This window comes from Streptomyces sp. NPDC026673 (assembly GCF_040638135.1).
Taxonomy (GTDB): Bacteria; Actinomycetota; Actinomycetes; order Streptomycetales; family Streptomycetaceae; genus Actinacidiphila.
The window spans coordinates 89840-106785 of record NZ_JBEZXR010000019.1 but is presented as its reverse complement, the minus strand read 5'-3'; the positions used below and the strand labels follow the sequence as shown (position 1 = coordinate 106785).

Genomic DNA, 16946 nt, shown 5'->3' with positions numbered 1-16946 from the left:
GTACCTTTCCCCTAACAAACGTTTGGTGGAAAGGTAGCTGATCCTCGCATGACTGTCTCCACCTCGCACCCCGAACCCGGCGTCACCGCCGTGACCGTGGACCACCCGCCGGTCAACGCCCTCCCCGTACAGGGCTGGTACGAACTGGCGGACAGCGTGCGCGCCGCCGGCCGCGACCCGGACACCCGTTGCGTCGTCCTGCGCGCCGAGGGCCGCGGCTTCAACGCGGGCGTCGACATCAAGGAGATGCAGCGCACCGCGGGGCACACGGCCCTGATCGGTGCCAACCGCGGCTGCTACGAGGCCTTCGCCGCCGTCTACGAATGCGAGGTGCCGGTCGTCGCCGCCGTGCAGGGGCACTGCCTGGGCGGCGGTGTCGGCCTGGTCGGCAACGCGGACGCCGTCGTCGCCGCCGAGGACGCCTCCTTCGGCCTGCCCGAGCTGGACCGCGGCGCCCTGGGCGCGGCCACCCACCTCGCGCGGCTGGTCCCCCAGCACTTGATGCGCACGCTCTACTTCACCTCCCGCACCGTCACCGCCGCGGAACTCCACCGCCACGGCTCGGTCTGGCAGGTCGTGCCGCGCGGCGAACTCGACACCGCGGCCCTCGCCCTCGCCGGCGAGATCGCGGCCAAGGACGGCGAGCTCCTCCGCCTCGCCAAAGCCGCCATCAACGGCATCGACCCCGTCGACGTCCGCCGGAGCTACCGCTTCGAGCAGGGCTTCACCTTCGAGGCCAACCTCAGCGGCGTCGCCGACCGCCACCGCGACACCTTCGTGTCCGGTTCCGGGTCCGGATCCGGGTCCGGATCCGCGGCCGCGTCCGCGTCCGGGGGGCGACGATGAGCGGCAAGGTCATGACCGCGGACGAGGCGGCCGCCGGGCTCCGCTCCGGCATGACCGTCGGCATCGGCGGCTGGGGCTCCCGCCGCAAGCCGATGGCCCTGGTCAAGGCCGTCCTCAGGTCCGGCGTCACGGACCTGACGGTCGTCTCCTATGGGGGACCCGACGTCGGTCTGCTCGCCGCGGCGGGCCGGATCCGCAGGCTGGTCACCCCGTTCGTCACGCTGGACTCGATCCCCCTCGAACCGCACTTCCGCGCCGCCCGGCAGAGCGGCGCCCTCGAGCTCACGGAGCTGGACGAGGCCATGATGATGTGGGGTCTGACGGCCGCCGCGCACCGGCTGCCCTTCCTGCCGGTCCGCGCGGGGCTCGGCTCCGACGTGATGCGGGTCAATCCCTCGCTTCGGACGGTCACCTCGCCGTACGACGACGCGGAGGAGCTGGTCGCCGTGCCCGCGCTGCGTCTGGACGCCGCCCTGGTCCACCTCAACCGCGCCGACGCCCGCGGCAACGGCCAGTACCTGGGCCCCGACCCGTACTTCGACGACCTGTTCTGCGAGGCGGCGGACGCCGCCTATGTGTCGTGCGAACGCGTCGTCGACACCGCCGAGCTGCTCAAGGCGGCCGGGCCGCAGTCCCTCCTGGTGAAGCGGCAGTTCGTCACCGGCGTCGTCGAGGTGCCGCACGGCGCGCATTTCACCTCCTGTGTGCCGGACTACGAGCGCGACGAGGCGTTCCAGCGGGAGTACGTCCGGGCCGCGGCCGACCCCTGCGCATGGGCGGCGTTCTCCGGGCCCCTGGTGTCCGGCGAGGCGGAGGAGCGGTCGTGAACCCCACCCGTGCCGAGTACGCCGTCGTCGCCTGCGCCGAGGCGTGGCGGGGCGACGGCGAGATCCTGGCCAGCCCCATGGGGCTGATCCCGTCCCTGGGCGCGCGGCTGGCCCGGCTGACCTTCTCGCCGGAACTGCTGCTCACCGACGGCGAGGCCCTCCTCCTGGACGCATCGGGCGAGGTGGAGGGCTGGCTCCCCTACCGGCAGCACCTGGCGCTGGTCACCGGCGGGCGGCGGCACGTGATGATGGGCGCGAGTCAGCTCGACCGCCACGGCAACCAGAACATCTCCTGCGTCGGCGACTGGCACCGCCCCGCCCGGCAGCTCCTGGGGGTGCGGGGCGCGCCCGTCAACACGCTGAACAACCCGACCAGCTACTGGGTGCCGCGGCACTCGCCCCGGGTCTTCGTGGAACGCGTCGACATGGTGTGCGGCGTCGGCCACGACCGGGCGGCGGCCGCCGGGCCGTCCGCCACCCGGTTCCACGACATCCGCCGCGTCGTCAGCGACCTCGGCGTCTTCGACTTCGAGACCGCCGACCGCACGATGCGCGTCCGTTCGCTGCACCCCGGGGTGAGCCCGGCGGCCCTCCAGGAGGCCACCGGCTTCCCCCTCCCGGTGCCCGCGGACCCGCCGCGCAGCCGCGAGCCCCGCCCCGAGGAACTCCGGCTGATCCGCACCGTCCTCGATCCGGACGGGCTGCGGGAAGGGGAGGTGCGGGCCTGATGGAGACCGCGCTGACCCGGCTCACCGGAGTCCGGCACCCCCTGGTGCAGACGGGCATGGGCTGGGTCGCGGGTCCCCGCCTGGTGTCGGCGGCGGCCAACGCCGGCGCGCTCGGCATCCTCGCCTCGGCCACGATGAGCCCCGAGCGGCTCCGTGAGGCCGTGCGGGAGGTGCGGGAGCGCACCATGGGCGCGCCTTTCGGGGTCAATCTGCGCGCGGACGCCGGCGACGCCGCCGAAAGGGTGCGCATCGTCATCGAGGAGGACGTCCGCGTCGCCTCCTTCGCGCTGGCCCCCTCCCGCGAGCTCATCGGCCGTCTCAAGGACGCCGGGGTCGTCGTCATCCCCTCCGTCGGCGCGCGGCGGCACGCCGAGAAGGTCGCCGCCTGGGGTGCGGACGCCGTCCTGGTGCAGGGCGGCGAGGGCGGCGGCCACACGGGGGACGTCGCCACCACGGTGCTGCTGCCCCAAGTGGTGGACGCCGTCGGCATCCCGGTGATCGCGGCGGGCGGCTTCTTCGACGGCCGCGGCCTGGCGGCCGCCCTCGCCTATGGTGCGGCGGGCGTCGGTATGGGCACCCGTTTCCTGCTCACCTCCGACAGCCCGGTGCCGGACGCGGTCAAGGCCCGCTATCTGGCCGCCTCGGTGCGGGACGTCGTCGTCACCGACCGCGTCGACGGGCTGCCCCACCGCATGCTCCGCACCGACCTGGTGGCCTCTCTGGAGCGCTCGGGCCGGGTCGCGGCCCTGCTGCGCGCGGTACGGCACGCGGCCGCCTTCCGGCGCGTCTTGGGGATGAGCCCGCGCGCCATGGTCCGCGACGGACTCGCGATGCGGCACGGCAGGAGGCTGACCTGGAGCCAGACGCTGCTCGCGGCCACCACGCCGATGATGCTGCGGTCCGCCATGGTCGACGGCCGCCCGGACCTGGGGGTGATGGCCGCCGGGCAGGTCGCGGGCGTGATCGCCGACCTGCCCTCCTGCGCGGAGCTCGTCGGTCGCGTGATGGCCGACGCCGAGCGCGCCCTCGCCCGGCTGGCCGCGCTCGGCCCGCCCGCCTGATGGCCCGTGGCGTGCTGTGGCGGGCCGCACCGCCCTCCGGGACGGCCCGCTCGACGCCCCGGGCGTCCCCCAGCGCCCCTCGGCGCCGGAGGCGGCCTCCGAGGCGGCCGGGCCCCGGCACGGCAGGCCGGCCGCGGACGGGACGGTGCCCCGCGGGCGGGTCCCGAAGCACTCACTCCACCCGGTCGAGCTGCCCCCGGGGAGCGGCGCGCCGCCTTGATCGCGTGCGTCCCGGCTGTTGCCATGACGCACTATGGCGACGACGCATGAAGTGACGTCACCGGCTGCCCGGCACCGCGCGCGCCACGCCGCGCCGCCGCGCAGCCGCCCGCACTCCGAGGTCCTTCTGCTCGCCGCACTGGCGGCGCTCTTCACCGTGATCCAGCTCCTGCTGGTCGTCGCGCCCGGCATGGACCTCGGCTGGGACGAGTCGGTCTACGTCAGCCAGGTCTCCCGGGACATCCCCGCGGCGTTCTTCAGCGCGCCGCGTTCCCGCGGGGTGTCGGCGCTCGTGGCGCCGGTGGCGCTGCTCACCGCGTCGACGCTCGCGCTGCGGGTGTATCTCGCGGTCCTGTCGGGCGCGGCGCTCTTCCTCGCCCTGTGGCTGTGGCGGCCGCTGCTCGGCACCCGGGTGGTGGCGGCGGCCGCGGTGCTCTTCACCTCGCTGTGGGTGACCCTGCTGTACGGGCCCCAGGCGATGCCCAACCTCTGGGTGGCGCTGGTGGCCCTGATCGCCGTGGGCTGCTTCCTTCACGCGGCGGCGCCCGGCCGCACCGCCCGGGGCGCGCTCACCGGCCTGGGCCTGGCCTTCGCCGCCCTGACCCTGCTGCGGCCGCACGACGCCGCGTGGCTGGCGCTGCCGCTGGGCGTCGCCGCGCTCTTCCTGCGGGGCCGGCGCCGCCTCCTGCTGCTCGCGGTCATCGCGGCCGGGGTGGTGCTCGGCGGCGCCCAGTGGGTCGTGGAGGCGTTCACGAGCTACGGGGGCGTCCTCGCGCGCATGGACCGCGCGAACGCGATCGAGGGCGGCCTCGGCTGGCATCTCGCCTTCGCCGACCAGCTGAGCACCCTGGACGCCTCCCACACGCTGTGCCGCCCCTGCGACGCCGTCTGGCGGCACAAGGGCGACGCCGTGTGGTGGTTCGCGCTGCCCGTCCTGGTGGCGGCCGGGGTCGCCCTGGCGCCGCGGCGCGCGGGGCAGGCGCCCGGGGCGCGGTTCCTGCCCGCGGCCTGCGGCCTGTCCCTGGCGCTGCCGTACCTGGTGCTCATCGACTACGCCGCGCCCCGGTTCCTGCTCCCCGCCTACGCCCTGCTGGCCCTGCCCGCCGCCGAGTGCCTGGTCCGGCTGCCCGCGCGGGTGCGGCCGGCGCTGCGCCCCGCCGTCACCGGTGCCGTGATCGCGATCGTGCTCGCACAGCTGGTCACCCAGCAGATCGTGCTGCACCGCGCGGTGCGGATCTCGACCATCGGGAACGAGGACTACGTCCGCATCGCCGCGGAGCTGCACCGGCTCGGCGTCCGCCCGCCGTGCCTGGTCACCGGGCCGATGGCCACGCCCGTCGGCTACCAGGCGCGCTGCGCCTCCGGCCAGACCGCCGGCCACAACGAGAACCTGACCCCGGACGGCGTCCTGCGGCTCGCACGCAGCCGGCCGGTGGCCGTCCTCACCCCGCGGGGCGGCCGGCCGCCCGCGTACGCGAGCGACTGGCCCTCCCGGCCGCTGCCGAACCTGAGCTACCACCAGGGCTACCGGGTCCATCTGTCACCCAGGTGACGGCCACAATGGACGGGTGATCCCGGACGTCCGCCTGCCCTCCCCGCTGGTCGAGCTGCGCGACGACGAGCGGCTGAGCGGGCGCGGCATCCGGATGCTGGTCAAGAGGGACGACCTGATCCACCCCGACCTGCCCGGCAACAAGTGGCGCAAGCTGCACCTGAACCTGCGGGCCGCGGTCGACGCCGGCCACCGGTCCCTGCTCACCTTCGGCGGCGCCTACTCCAACCACCTGCGCGCCACCGCCGCCGCGGGCCGGCTGCTCGGACTGGCGACCACGGGCGTCGTCCGCGGGGACGAACTCGCCGGCCGCCCGCTCAACCCCTCCCTGGCCCGGGCCGCCGCCGACGGTATGCGGCTGCACTTCGTCGACCGGGCCACCTACCGGCGCAAGGACGAGCCGGAGGCGCTCGCGGCCCTCCTGGACCGCCTGGGCCCCGCCTACGTCATCCCCGAGGGCGGCAGCAACGCGACGGCCGCACACGGTTGCGTGGCGCTCGGCGAGGAGTTGCGCGGCCGGGCGGACGTCGTGGGCGTGGCCTGCGGCACGGGCGGCACTCTGGCGGGTCTGGCGGCCGGGCTGGCCCCGGGGCAGTGCGCGATAGGGTTCCCGGTCCTCAAGGGCGGCGGATTCCTGGCCGAGGAGATACGGCGGCTCCAGGAGGCGGCCTTCGGCGGGCCGCGCGGGCGGTGGCGGCTGGACGACCGCTTCCACCACGGCGGCTACGCGCGCACCTCGCCGGTGCTCGAGGCGTTCGCCGAGGATTTCGGCGCGCGCCACGGCTTCGTCCCGGACTCGGTGTACGTGGCGAAAATGCTCCACGGCCTCTTCTCACTGGCCGAGGAAGGCGCCTTCGCGCCCGGGACGACGGTTGCGGCCGTCGTGACCGGGCGGCCGACCGGTTAGCCTTGCTGGCATGATCCGAGCCGCGACACCTGCCGACGTCCCGGAGATCCACGCGATGATCCGCGAACTCGCGGAGTACGAGCGGGAGCCGGACAGCGCGCGGGCGACCCCGCGACAGCTCCACGACGCGCTCTTCGGTCCGGATCCGGCCGTCTTCGCGCTCCTGGCCGAGGACGACACCATGGGTGCGCCCGTGGGCTTCGCCCTGTGGTTCCGGAACTTCTCCACCTGGACCGGGACGCATGGTGTGTACTTGGAGGACCTGTTCGTGCGCCCCCAGGCGCGCGGGGGAGGCCACGGAAAGGCTCTGCTCGCCGAACTCGCCGCCATATGCGTCGAGCGGGGCTACGAACGCTTCGAATGGTCCGTGCTGGACTGGAACGAGCCGTCCATCGCCTTCTACCGTGCGATGGGCGCCCGTCCCCAGGACGAATGGACGGTGCAACGACTGACCGGCGAGCCCCTGCGTGTCCTCGCCGAACAGGCACGTGTCAACAAAGCGACATCTCTTTCGAATTGAGACCGCAGACCACTAGCCACGTTGCGTGCTCGTGCGCCTACTATGGGTGACAGCCGTGGGGCGCCGGGTCAGGGCTCATTCATGGCGGCGACCGTGCTCCGTCCGGGCGACACCGGGGTACGGATCGCGATAGCGTCGCTGGCGAACCGAACCAGATCAGTGCAATGCCGATGAGGGCAGTGCGTGTGCCACCTTGGAGGTGAGGGTGTCCCAGATCGCAGGCGAGCCCGGGTCGAAGGACTTCGTCGAGGTCCGGCTGCCCGCGGCAGGGGCCTATCTGTCGGTGCTGCGTACGGCGACGGCAGGACTCGCGGCCCGCTTGGACTTCACCCTCGACGAGATCGAAGACCTGCGCATCGCCGTGGACGAGGCGTGCGCCATCCTGCTCCAGCAGGCCGTCCCGGGGTCCGTGCTGAGCTGCGTCTTCCGCCTGGTCGGGGACGCCTTGTGGGTGACCGTGTCGGCGCCCACCACCGACGGTCGCGCCCCCGAGCGCGACACCTTCGCCTGGACGGTGCTGTCGGCACTGGCCGGCGAGGTGGACTCCAGCGTGGCCGACGACAAGACCGTGAGCATCGCCCTGCACAAGAAGCGCGGTGCCGGACCGGGACAGCTGTAACGGGGGAATCGCCGTGAACGATCTGGAAGGCAGCACGCCGGGGGTGCGGGGCCGCCCCGTACCCGCCCCTGCGGCGCGGCGCCACGAGGCGCGGCCGCACCCCGGCACCGGGCCCGTGCCCGGCCTCGGGGGCAGTGACGCGGCCGGGCAGACGGATCAGGCGGATCGGGCGGATCGCATGGCGCAGGAACAGCAGGAGCAGCAGGAGCGGCGCGAGGAGCGCGGGCACGACGCGGCCCATGACAGGGCCGGGGCCCGGGCGCTCTTCGTGGAGCTCAGCAAGCTCCCGCCGGGCTCCCCCGAGCGCGCCGAGCTGCGCAACAGACTGGTCCGCATGCACCTGCCGCTCGTGGAGCACCTCGCCCGGCGGTTCCGCAACCGCGGCGAGCCGCTGGACGACCTCACCCAGGTCGCCACGATCGGGCTGATCAAGTCCGTGGACCGCTTCGACGTGGACCGCGGGGTGGAGTTCTCCACGTACGCGACCCCGACCGTCGTCGGCGAGATCAAGCGGCACTTCCGGGACAAGGGCTGGGCGGTGCGCGTCCCGCGCCGCCTGCAGGAGCTGCGGCTCGCCCTCACCACGGCGACGGGCGAGCTCTCGCAGCAGCACGGGCGGGCCCCGACGGTGCACGAGCTGGCCGAGCATCTGAAGATCACGGAGGAGGAGGTCCTGGAGGGCCTCGAATCCGCCAACGCGTACAGCACGCTCTCCCTGGACGTCCCGGACACCGACGACGAGTCGCCCGCGGTCGCCGACACCCTCGGCGCCGAGGACGACGCGCTGGAGGGCGTGGAGTACCGGGAGTCGCTCAAGCCGCTGCTGGAGCAGCTGCCGCCGCGCGAGAAGAAGATCCTGCTGCTGCGCTTCTTCGGGAACATGACCCAGTCGCAGATCGCCCAGGAGGTCGGCATCTCCCAGATGCACGTCTCCCGGCTGCTGGCCCGCACGCTGGCCCAGCTGCGCGACAAGCTCCTGGTCGAGGAGTGACGGGAAGAGGAGCGACGGGAAGGTGACGGCGGCGCCCCCGGGCGCCGCGGTTCACTGCTCGGCGGTGCGCCCGATCCCGAGGGCGTCCGTGGCCGCCGGATGGACGAGAAGCACCAGTTCGGCGATGGCGGCCGCGCCGAGCACGGCGCCCGCGGCGATCATCACGCCGCCCGCCTGCACCATGGTCCAGGCGACGGGGAGCGCGACGAGCTGGATGATCAGCACGGGGCCCCGGCTCCAGCGGCGGGCGTGCCAGAGCCCGTAGGCGGCCGCCAGCGGCATCGCCGCCAGCGCGAGGACGGTCACACCCCCGGCCTCCGCCTGGCGCGGGCTGTCCGGGTCGCCGAGGATCCCCACGGCAAGCATCGCGATCCCCCAGGCCGCCAGGGCGGCGCCTTCCAGTGCCGCGACCGCGGCCGCCGCCGCGAGGCGGCGCGTACGGCCCGGCTGCGCGGGCTTCTCGTTGCCACTCACCCCAGCAGGGTATCGGCCACATCTTGTCCACCACGGGTGCGGCCCGGTACCGCCCGGTAGGTACGCTGGCGGACATGCGCGCCCTTCTCGTGGTCAATCCAGCCGCCACCACCACCAGCGCCCGGACACGTGACGTGCTCGCGCACGCGCTCGCCAGCGACCTGAAGCTGGAGGTGGCCGCCACCGAGTACCGCGGCCACGCCCGCGACCTCGCACGGCAGGCCGCGGAGGGCGGGGAGATCGAGCTGGTCGTGGCCCTGGGCGGGGACGGCACGGTCAACGAGGTGGTCAACGGGCTGCTGCACAACGGCCCCGACCCGGACGGCCTGCCGAAGCTCGCCGTCGTGCCCGGCGGATCCACGAACGTGTTCGCGCGCGCCCTGGGCCTGCCCAACGACGCCGTGGAGGCGACCGGCGCCCTGCTGGACGCGCTGCGCGAGCGCAGCTCCCGCACGGTCGGCCTGGGCCTGGTGAGCGGCACGCCGGGAACGGAGGACGAAGGGGTGCCGTCGCGCTGGTTCACCTTCTGCGCCGGACTGGGATTCGACGCCGGTGTCGTCGGCCGGGTGGAGCAGCAGCGCGAGCACGGGAAGCGCTCCACGCACGCGCTCTACATACGCCAGGTCGTGCGCCAGTTCCTCGCCGAGCCCAACCGCCGCGCCGGCGCGATCACCCTGGAGCGGCCGGGCGAGGACCCGGTGACCGACCTCGTCCTGGCGATCGTCTGCAACACCGCGCCGTGGACCTATCTGGGCAACCGGCCGGTCTACGCCTCGCCGCAGGCCTCCTTCGACACCGCCCTCGACGTGCTGGGACTGTCCCGGCTGTCCACCGCCGCGGTCGCCCGCTACGCCACCCAGCTGCTCCGTTCGACCCCGGAGCGCGGACCCCAGGGCAAGCACGCGACCTCCCTGCACGATCTGACGGACTTCACCTTGCATTCGCAGGCGCCACTGCCGTTCCAGGTGGACGGAGACCACCTGGGACTGCGAATGAGCGCAACCTTCACAGGCGTTCGCCGTGCACTGCGTGTGATTGTGTAAGCAGAAGGACATAAAGTCCTTTCACTCGAACGTTTAGGCTGCCCTGCACCCCATGGAAGTACGGCTGTGACGGAGCCGACACCGAGGATTCAAAAAAAACTTTCCGGAAGGGGTTGTATCCGCAGCCCAGGTTTGCGAGGCTCTTCCTGGCGATCGGGACAGCCGCTCATCGGGCGTCCTCAGTAGCCGGAATCCTCACCACACCCCAGCGGGACCGCACCCAGGAGACTGGGCGATGTCCCGTGTCGTGTCCGGGGATTCGTGAAAGCGTTCACATTCACAAGCAACTTGCATGCAACACAAGGAGATGGAGCAGCCATGGACTGGCGTCACAACGCCGTTTGCCGCGAAGAGGACCCCGAGCTCTTCTTCCCTATCGGCAACACCGGTCCTGCGCTGCTGCAGATCGAGGAAGCCAAGGCCGTCTGCCGCCGCTGCCCCGTCATGGAGCAGTGCCTGCAGTGGGCGCTGGAGACCGGCCAGGACGCCGGCGTGTGGGGTGGCCTCAGCGAGGACGAGCGTCGCGCGATGAAGCGCCGCGCCGCCCGCAACCGCGCCCGCAACGCCAGCGCCTGACGCACTCGCTTACCCCCGAGCCGCAGCGCGCAGCACCTCCGAACCGCGCAGCATCGCGACGCGAAGAGCCCCGGCCGCTCCCCGAGCAGCCGGGGCTTCGGCGTTCCCGGATCCTGCCCGCCAGGTGGGCAAGCGGGCCGGCGGGCGTCAGCCTTCCAGGGGCAGTTCCAGGACCACCCTCGTCCCGCGCCCCTCGGCCGGGACCATGTCGAAGGTTCCGCCCAACTCCCCCACCACCAGGGTCCGTACGATCTGCAGTCCGAGGTTGCCGGCCCGCTGCGGGTCGAACTCGGCGGGCAGTCCGCGCCCGTCGTCGCGCACCGCGATCCCCAGCTTCTCCCCGAGCCGCTCGGCGGACACCTCGACCGTGCCCTGCTCGCCCGGCCCGAAGCCGTGCTCCAGGGCGTTCTGCAGCAGTTCGGTGAGGACCATCGACAGCGGGGTGGCGACCTCGGCCGTCAGGATCCCGAACCGCCCGCTGCGCCGCGTGCTGACCCTGCCCGGGGAGATCTCGGCGACCATCGCCAGCACGCGGTCGGCGATCTCGTCGAACTCCACGCACTCGTCGAGGTTCTGCGACAGGGTCTCGTGGACGATCGCGATCGAGCCGACCCGGCGCACCGCCTCCTCCAGCGCCTCCCGGCCCTTGTCGGAGTCCATCCGCCGGGCCTGCAGCCGCAGCAGCGCGGCGACCGTCTGCAGGTTGTTCTTCACCCGGTGGTGGATCTCCCGGATGGTGGCGTCCTTGGTGATCAGCTCGCGCTCCCGGCGGCGCAGCTCGGTGACGTCCCGCAGCAGTACCAGGGAGCCGCTGTGGGTGCCCTTGGGGCTCAGCGGGATCGCCCGCAGCTGGATGACGCCTCCGTTGCCCTCGATCTCCGTCTCGCGCGGCGCCTTGCCGCCGGCGACGGTCACCAGGGCCTCGTGGCTCTTGGTCCGCGAGGGCGCGAGCTCGGCGGAGACCGAGCCCAGGTGGTGGCCGACGAGGTCGGCGGCCAGTCCGAGCCGGTGATAGGCGGAGAGCGCGTTGGGGCTGGCGTACTGGACCACACCCTCGGCGTCGAGCCGGATCAGGCCGTCGCCGACGCGCGGCGAGGCGTCCATGTCGACCTGCTCGGAGGGGAACGGGAAGGTGCCCGCCGCGATCATCTGCGCCAGGTCGGAGGCGCTCTGCAGATAGGTGAGCTCCAGGCGGCTGGGGGTCCGCACGGTGAGCAGATTGGTGTTGCGGGCGATGACCCCGAGGACCCGGCCGGATCTCCGCACGGGGATGGACTCGACGCGGACCGGGACCTCCTCGCGCCACTCCGGGTCACCCTCCCGGACGATCCGGCCCTCGTCGAGTGCGGCGTCCAGCATCGGGCGGCGGCCCCGCGGTACGAGGTGGCCGACCATGTCGTCCTGGTACGAGGTCGGGCCGGTGTTGGGCCGCATCTGGGCGACGGACACATAGCGGGTGCCGTCACTGGTCGGGACCCACAGCACGAGGTCGGCGAAGGAGAGGTCGGAGAGCAGTTGCCACTCCGATACCAGCAGATGCAGCCACTCGAGATCGGAATCGTCGAGATCCGTGTGCTGGCGTACGAGATCGTTCATGGAGGGCACGCAAATGAGCGTACCCGCGCTCATGGCAAGCGCTGCCATCCAGTCCCCATAAAGGCCTTCGACGACCTATGATCTGACTGCGCCATCTTATGGACAGGCATTAGTGGTCTAGTCCAGAATTGACGCACAGAACCGAACTTCCATCCTTCCCGCACAGAAGGATGGAGCGAGGCCCGGGCGCTCTCTGCCCTGACTGCGCCAGGCCTCATGGTCGGCCCTGACGGGCCGCGGGAACCGCACATCCCGCGCGCCACGGGCCGACGGCAGCTCCGGGCTGCGGTGCTGGGCGGGTTGAGGGTCCCGTCCCGGCGCCGCGGCCCGAAGTGGTGTCAGGGCCTTTTCCGGCCCGTTCCCCGCTCGGCCCCGCTCGGCCCCGCCGACGGACGCTCAGCGCGTCTCGGTCACCTTCGCCAGAGCGCGCGGCGCGTCGGGGTCCTGACCGCGGGCGATGGTGACCTCGTAGGCCAGCATCTGCAGCGGAAGGATCTCCAGGATCGGCTGCACCTCCTCGGCGACGCCCTCGGTGGGGAGGACGAAGCCCGCGGAGGCGGCGTCGACGGACGCCTGGTTGCCGATGACGACCAGGTCGGCTCCGCGGCCGCGGAGCCGGTCCAGGACCGGCTGGAGTGCCTCGCCGCCCTTGCCCTCGGTGACGATCGCGATGACCGGGGAGACGTTGTCGACCATGGCCAGCGGACCGTGCAGCAGGTCGGCACCGGAGAAGGACAGCGCCGGGATGTAGCTGGTCTCCATCAGCTTCAGCGCGGCCTCCTTCGCGGTCGGGTAGCCGTAGCCGCGCGAGGTCAGCACCAGGCGCTCGGCGAAGCGGTAGCGCGCGGCGAGCGCCTTGACCTCGTCCTGCCGGGCGAGGATCCGCTCCGCGAGCTCCGGCAGCACCTTGGCCGCGCCGCCGTCGCCGCCCCGCAGCCCCTCGACGAACAGGTAGAGCGAGAGCAGCTCGGCCGTGTACGTCTTGGTCGCCGGCAGCGCCTTCTCCGGACCGGCCAGGACGTCGATGTGGAACTCGGAGACCTCGGCCAGCGGCGAGTCGGCGTTGTTGGTCACGGCCAGGGTGATCGCCCCGGCCTCGCGCGCGGCCCGGGTGGAGGCCACCAGGTCGGGCGAGCCGCCGGACTGGCTGACCGTGACGACCAGGCAGTCCGTCAGGTCCGGGCGCGCGCCGTAGGCGGTGGTGGTCGACATCGACGTGAGCCCCGCCGGCTTGCCGAGCACCACCTCGACCAGGTACTTCGCGTACAGGGCGGCGTTGTCGGAGGTGCCGCGCGCGGTGAGCAGGACAAAGCGCGGACCGCGCGCGGCCACCCGCTCCGCGATCTCACGGATCCGCGGGGCGCCCTCCTCGAGGATGCGGCGCAGCACCGCGGGCTGCTCGGCCATCTCGGCGGACATGATCCGGCCCGGCATCGGCTGCTGCCGGGCCGGCGGCGTGGCGGACATTCTCTGGCCCTCCAGGTCGGTCTGGAACGGATGTGCCGCGCGGGCCCTCAGTCGCCGGCCTCCTTGCCCGCGATGACCTCCGCGGCCGCTCGCCCGCACACACGGGCCGCGCCATGGGTCGCGATGTGCAGCGCGCCGGAGGGCGGCGCCTGGGGAACGCCCATCTCCACCACCACCGTGTCCGGGCGGGCGGCGAGCAGCGAGCCCAGCGCCTCGGCCATCCAGGGGTGGCGGTGCACGTCGCGGACCACTGCGACGATCCTACGGTCGCCCGCCGACCGCAGCACATGAGCGGTCAAGGCGTCACCTTCGCGAAAACCGCCGGTCACCGTGCCCGGGAAGATCCGGTCGAGCTCGGCGGCGACGCCCCACGGGGTCTCCTCGCCGACGGCGATGTTGGCGACCGGGGTGAAGGCCGCGACATAGGGCGCCTCGGCGATCGGCAGGTACGCGTCGGTGTGGGTCACACGCAGTGCGCGGCGGGCCGCGACCAGACCGATCCCGGGGTCCGGTACCTCGGTCGCCGGCGTCGTGGCACGCTCGGCGGCCCAGGCGGCCAGCGCCCGCACCCGTCCGGCGGCGTCGGCGAGGCGGGCGCGCGGCAGGTCGCCGGCGCGTACGGCGGCGACGATGGCGTCGCGCAGGGCGACCACCGTCTCCTCCTCGGCGAGGCCGCCGCCCACGCAGATGGCGTCGGCGCCCGCGGCGAGCGCGAGGACGGTGCCCCGCTCGATGCCGTAGGCGTCGGCGATGGCGCGCATCTCGATGCCGTCGGTGACGATCAGGCCGTCGTAGCCGAGTTCGTCGCGGAGCAGCCCGGTCAGTACGGCGGGGCTGAGGGTGCCGGGGCGGTCCGGGTCGAGGGCGGGCACGAGGATGTGCGCGCTCATGACCGCCTTGGTGCCGGCGGCCAGGGCGGCGCGGAACGGGGCGAGTTCCCGGGAGTGCAGGGTGTCCAGGTCCACGTCCACCCTGGGCAGGGCGTGATGGGAGTCGACGGAGGTGTCGCCGTGCCCCGGGAAGTGCTTGGTGCAGGCGGCGACCCCGGCCGACTGCAGGCCCTCGACGTACGCGGCGGTGTGCCGGGCCACGAGCAGCGGCTCGGAGCCGAAGGAGCGCACGCCGATGACCGGGTTGCGGGGGTCGGAGTTGACGTCGGCGGAGGGCGCCCAGTTGAGGTTCACCCCGCACTCGGCCAGCCGGCGGCCGAGCTCGGCGGCCACGTCGCGGGTGAGCGCGGTGTCGTCGACGGCGCCGAGGGCGAGGTTGCCCGGGAAGGAGGAACCGGTGCGGGCCTCCAGCCGGGTCACGTCACCGCCCTCCTCGTCGGCGGCGATCAGCACGTCGGGCCGTACCGCGCGCAGCTGCGCGGTGAGCGCGGCGAGCTGCCCGGGGGACTCGATGTTGCGGGCGAACAGGGCGACGGAGCCCAGCCCTTCGGCGAGCCTGCGCAGCAGCCACTCCGGGGCGGTGGTCCCGTGGAAACCCGGCTGCAGGACGGTGAGGGCGTCGCGGACGAGGTCGCCCGAGTCCGCGGTGCCGTCGTGGATCTGGCTCAAGGTCTCGGTCATCCCTTCACCGCCCCGGCGGTCAGTCCGGCGGCGACCTTGCGCTGCACGATCAGGAAGAAGATCACCACGGGGATGCCCATCATGGTCGAACCGGCCATCATCGGCGCGTAGTCCGTGCCCCGCGAGGTGACGAAGTTGCCGAGCCACACGGTGGCCGTCTGGTGCTCCTGGCTCATGATCAGCATGGCGTACAGGTACTCGTTCCAGGCCTGGATCAGCGCGTAGATCGAGGTGGCCACGAGTCCCGGGGCGAGCAGCGGCAGGATGATCCGGAAGAACGCGCCCATGCGCGTGCAGCCGTCGACCATCGCGGACTCCTCCAGCTCCTTGGGGATGTTGACGATGAAGCCGCGCAGCGTCCACACCGTGAAGGGGAGCACGAAGGTCAGGTACGTGATGATGAGCCCGGAGAGCTTGTCGATCTGGTCGATCTGGTTGAGCAGCAGGAAGACCGGGATGATCATCGCGACCAGCGGCACCATCTGCACGGCGAGGATCGCGACGATCACCGCCTTGCGGCCGCGGAAGACGAACCGGGAGATGGCCAGCGCCGCCAGCAGCCCGATGACCAGGCCGAGGCCGACCGTCGAGCCGGAGACGATCAGGCTGCGGCCGACCGACCCCCAGAAGTCGCCGACGTCGAGCGCGTCGGAGAAGTTCTGGAAGGACAGGCTGGTCGGGAAGAGCTTGGGGTCGGGGTCGATGGCGTCCTTGGCGGGCTTGAACGCCGTGTTCAGCATCCAGTAGACCGGGAAGCCGCCGACCACCACGACCAGCAGGCCGAGCAGGTTGTAGAGCGTCCGCCCCTTGCGGCGGGGACGCCGGGCCGCGCGCACGGCCGGAGCGGGAGCGGGCGCCGTCTCGGCGGGAGCCGTGTCGAGCATGGTCGTCACTCCACCTCTCCGATCTTGAGCATCTGACGCATGTAGACGGCCATCACACCGAGGAGGAGCAGCACGGTGATGACGGCGATGGCCGCGCCCGCGTCGTAGTCGTTGGCGACGAAGGCCTGGTCGTAGGAGTAGGTGGTGAGGACCTGGTAGGCGGGCTCGGGGTGGCCGTCGCGCATCAGGAAGACCTGCGGGAAGACGCCCATGTCCCAGATGACGGACAGCGTCGTCAGCATGACGATGATCGGCTTGAGGACCGGGAGGGTGACGTGCCGGAAGACCTTGACCGGGCCCGCGCCGTCCATGCGGGCGGCCTCCTCCAGTTCCCTGGGCACCTGGGTGAGACCGGCGTGCAGGGTGATGGCGACGAACGGGATGGCGCCCCACACCACCATGAGGGTGATGACGAGGAAGCCCTGCTTGGTGTCGGTGAACCAGTTGTGGCCGCTGAGGTCCACCCCCGGCAACCGGCTGAGCAGCCAGTTGAGGACGCCGTAGTCGCTGTCGAACATCCACTTGAAGATGGTGATGGCCACGACCACGGGCATCGCCCAGCTGGCCACCAGCACGATGTTGATCAGCGCCTTCACCCAGGGCGAGACCCGCTGGAGCAGCAGGGCCACGCCCATGCCCACGACGAGCGTGAGCAGCACCGCCGCGAGGGTGAAGAGCAGCGTGCGCAGGACGACGCCCCAGAAGACCGAGTCCCCCAGGACGTGCGTGTAGTTGGCCAGCCCCTGCCAGTCGCCGGGCAGCCCCTGCCAGAGCTCGGCCTGCCCGAACTGCTTGAAGGACAGGGTGATCAGCCGGACCAGCGGATAGCCGAGGACCAGCAGCAGGACGCCGATGGTCGGCGCGAGCAGCGTCCACGGGAGCGCGGCTCCGCCGAAGCGGCGCGGTCTCCGGCCCGGTCCCGCCGGCCGCGGACGCGGCACCTTGTCGAGCGGTGTGTCAACGGCACTCATCATGTGCTCCTCGGGTACTCCAGTCCCTGGCGTCACGCCGGGGCCGGCCGCCCTGGGGCGGCCGGCCGACGTCGATCACCGTGTTGCCCGCGCG

At 72.6% G+C, this 16946-nt stretch carries 17 protein-coding genes; 11 read left to right on the top strand and 6 right to left on the bottom strand.

Translation table 11 applies throughout. The annotated features are described in order from the left end of the window. The first annotated feature begins 48 nt into the window (after positions 1-48). The 9 genes from AB0F62_RS16215 (at position 49) to AB0F62_RS16175 (ending at position 8270) form a co-directional block, all read left to right on the top strand. A complete protein-coding gene (locus AB0F62_RS16215) occupies positions 49-846 on the top strand; it encodes an enoyl-CoA hydratase family protein (protein ID WP_361798200.1) in 798 nt (265 codons plus the stop codon). Then, on the top strand, positions 843-1673 hold the full coding sequence (locus AB0F62_RS16210; RefSeq protein WP_361798197.1) for a CoA-transferase: 831 nt from the start codon (positions 843-845) through the stop codon (positions 1671-1673). Before AB0F62_RS16215 ends, AB0F62_RS16210 begins: the two co-directional genes overlap by 4 nt. Then, positions 1619-2401, top strand: a complete 783-nt coding sequence (locus AB0F62_RS16205; RefSeq protein ID WP_361798194.1) for a CoA-transferase — start codon at positions 1619-1621, stop codon at positions 2399-2401. Before AB0F62_RS16210 ends, AB0F62_RS16205 begins: the two co-directional genes overlap by 55 nt. Next, on the top strand, positions 2401-3462 hold the full coding sequence (locus AB0F62_RS16200; protein WP_361798191.1) for a nitronate monooxygenase: 1062 nt from the start codon (positions 2401-2403) through the stop codon (positions 3460-3462). The genes AB0F62_RS16205 and AB0F62_RS16200 overlap by 1 nt, the downstream gene beginning before the upstream one ends. A 253-nt stretch (positions 3463-3715) precedes the next feature. Next, positions 3716-5233, top strand: a complete 1518-nt coding sequence (locus AB0F62_RS16195; protein ID WP_361798188.1) for a hypothetical protein — start codon at positions 3716-3718, stop codon at positions 5231-5233. A 16-nt stretch (positions 5234-5249) separates the two neighbouring features. Next, entirely contained in the window at positions 5250-6140 is an 891-nt protein-coding gene (locus AB0F62_RS16190; protein WP_361798185.1) for a pyridoxal-phosphate dependent enzyme, read from the top strand. Between the two features lie 10 nt (positions 6141-6150). Beyond that, complete coding sequence (locus AB0F62_RS16185) at positions 6151-6660, top strand: GNAT family N-acetyltransferase (protein ID WP_361798182.1); 510 nt, start codon at positions 6151-6153, stop codon at positions 6658-6660. A 205-nt stretch (positions 6661-6865) separates the two neighbouring features. After that, positions 6866-7279 carry an anti-sigma regulatory factor gene (locus tag AB0F62_RS16180; RefSeq protein ID WP_319138557.1) on the top strand — a complete coding sequence of 138 codons (414 nt, stop codon included), beginning with the start codon at positions 6866-6868 and terminating at the stop codon, positions 7277-7279. Between the two features lie 115 nt (positions 7280-7394). Then, complete coding sequence (locus tag AB0F62_RS16175; protein WP_361798262.1) at positions 7395-8270, top strand: RNA polymerase sigma factor SigF; 876 nt, start codon at positions 7395-7397, stop codon at positions 8268-8270. Positions 8271-8321: 51 nt separating this feature from the next. Here the strand turns inward: AB0F62_RS16175 and AB0F62_RS16170 are convergent, their stop codons facing one another. Beyond that, entirely contained in the window at positions 8322-8744 is a 423-nt protein-coding gene (locus AB0F62_RS16170; RefSeq protein ID WP_361798177.1) for a hypothetical protein, read from the bottom strand. Positions 8745-8818: 74 nt separating this feature from the next. Here AB0F62_RS16170 and AB0F62_RS16165 point away from each other — a divergent pair, with 74 nt between their 5' ends. Beyond that, complete coding sequence (locus tag AB0F62_RS16165) at positions 8819-9787, top strand: diacylglycerol kinase family protein (protein ID WP_361798174.1); 969 nt, start codon at positions 8819-8821, stop codon at positions 9785-9787. A gap of 318 nt (positions 9788-10105) precedes the next feature. Next, positions 10106-10363, top strand: coding sequence for a WhiB family transcriptional regulator (locus AB0F62_RS16160; protein WP_018563321.1), 258 nt, complete (start codon positions 10106-10108; stop codon positions 10361-10363). Positions 10364-10510: 147 nt separating this feature from the next. On the opposite strand, the gene AB0F62_RS16155 is transcribed toward AB0F62_RS16160, so the two are convergent. The 5 genes from AB0F62_RS16155 to AB0F62_RS16135 form a co-directional block, all read right to left on the bottom strand. Then, positions 10511-11959 carry a histidine kinase N-terminal domain-containing protein gene (locus tag AB0F62_RS16155; RefSeq protein ID WP_361798259.1) on the bottom strand — a complete coding sequence of 483 codons (1449 nt, stop codon included), beginning with the start codon at positions 11957-11959 and terminating at the stop codon, positions 10511-10513. Positions 11960-12355: 396 nt separating this feature from the next. Beyond that, positions 12356-13426, bottom strand: a complete 1071-nt coding sequence (locus AB0F62_RS16150) for an SIS domain-containing protein (RefSeq protein WP_361798171.1) — start codon at positions 13424-13426, stop codon at positions 12356-12358. Positions 13427-13473: 47 nt separating this feature from the next. Further along, complete coding sequence (locus tag AB0F62_RS16145; RefSeq protein WP_361798168.1) at positions 13474-14997, bottom strand: glycoside hydrolase family 3 protein; 1524 nt, start codon at positions 14995-14997, stop codon at positions 13474-13476. After that, positions 14994-15881 carry a carbohydrate ABC transporter permease gene (locus AB0F62_RS16140; protein WP_361798165.1) on the bottom strand — a complete coding sequence of 296 codons (888 nt, stop codon included), beginning with the start codon at positions 15879-15881 and terminating at the stop codon, positions 14994-14996. Before AB0F62_RS16140 ends, AB0F62_RS16145 begins: the two co-directional genes overlap by 4 nt. Before the next feature lie 5 nt (positions 15882-15886). Then, positions 15887-16852 carry a sugar ABC transporter permease gene (locus AB0F62_RS16135; RefSeq protein ID WP_361798162.1) on the bottom strand — a complete coding sequence of 322 codons (966 nt, stop codon included), beginning with the start codon at positions 16850-16852 and terminating at the stop codon, positions 15887-15889. Positions 16853-16946 lie beyond the last annotated feature (94 nt).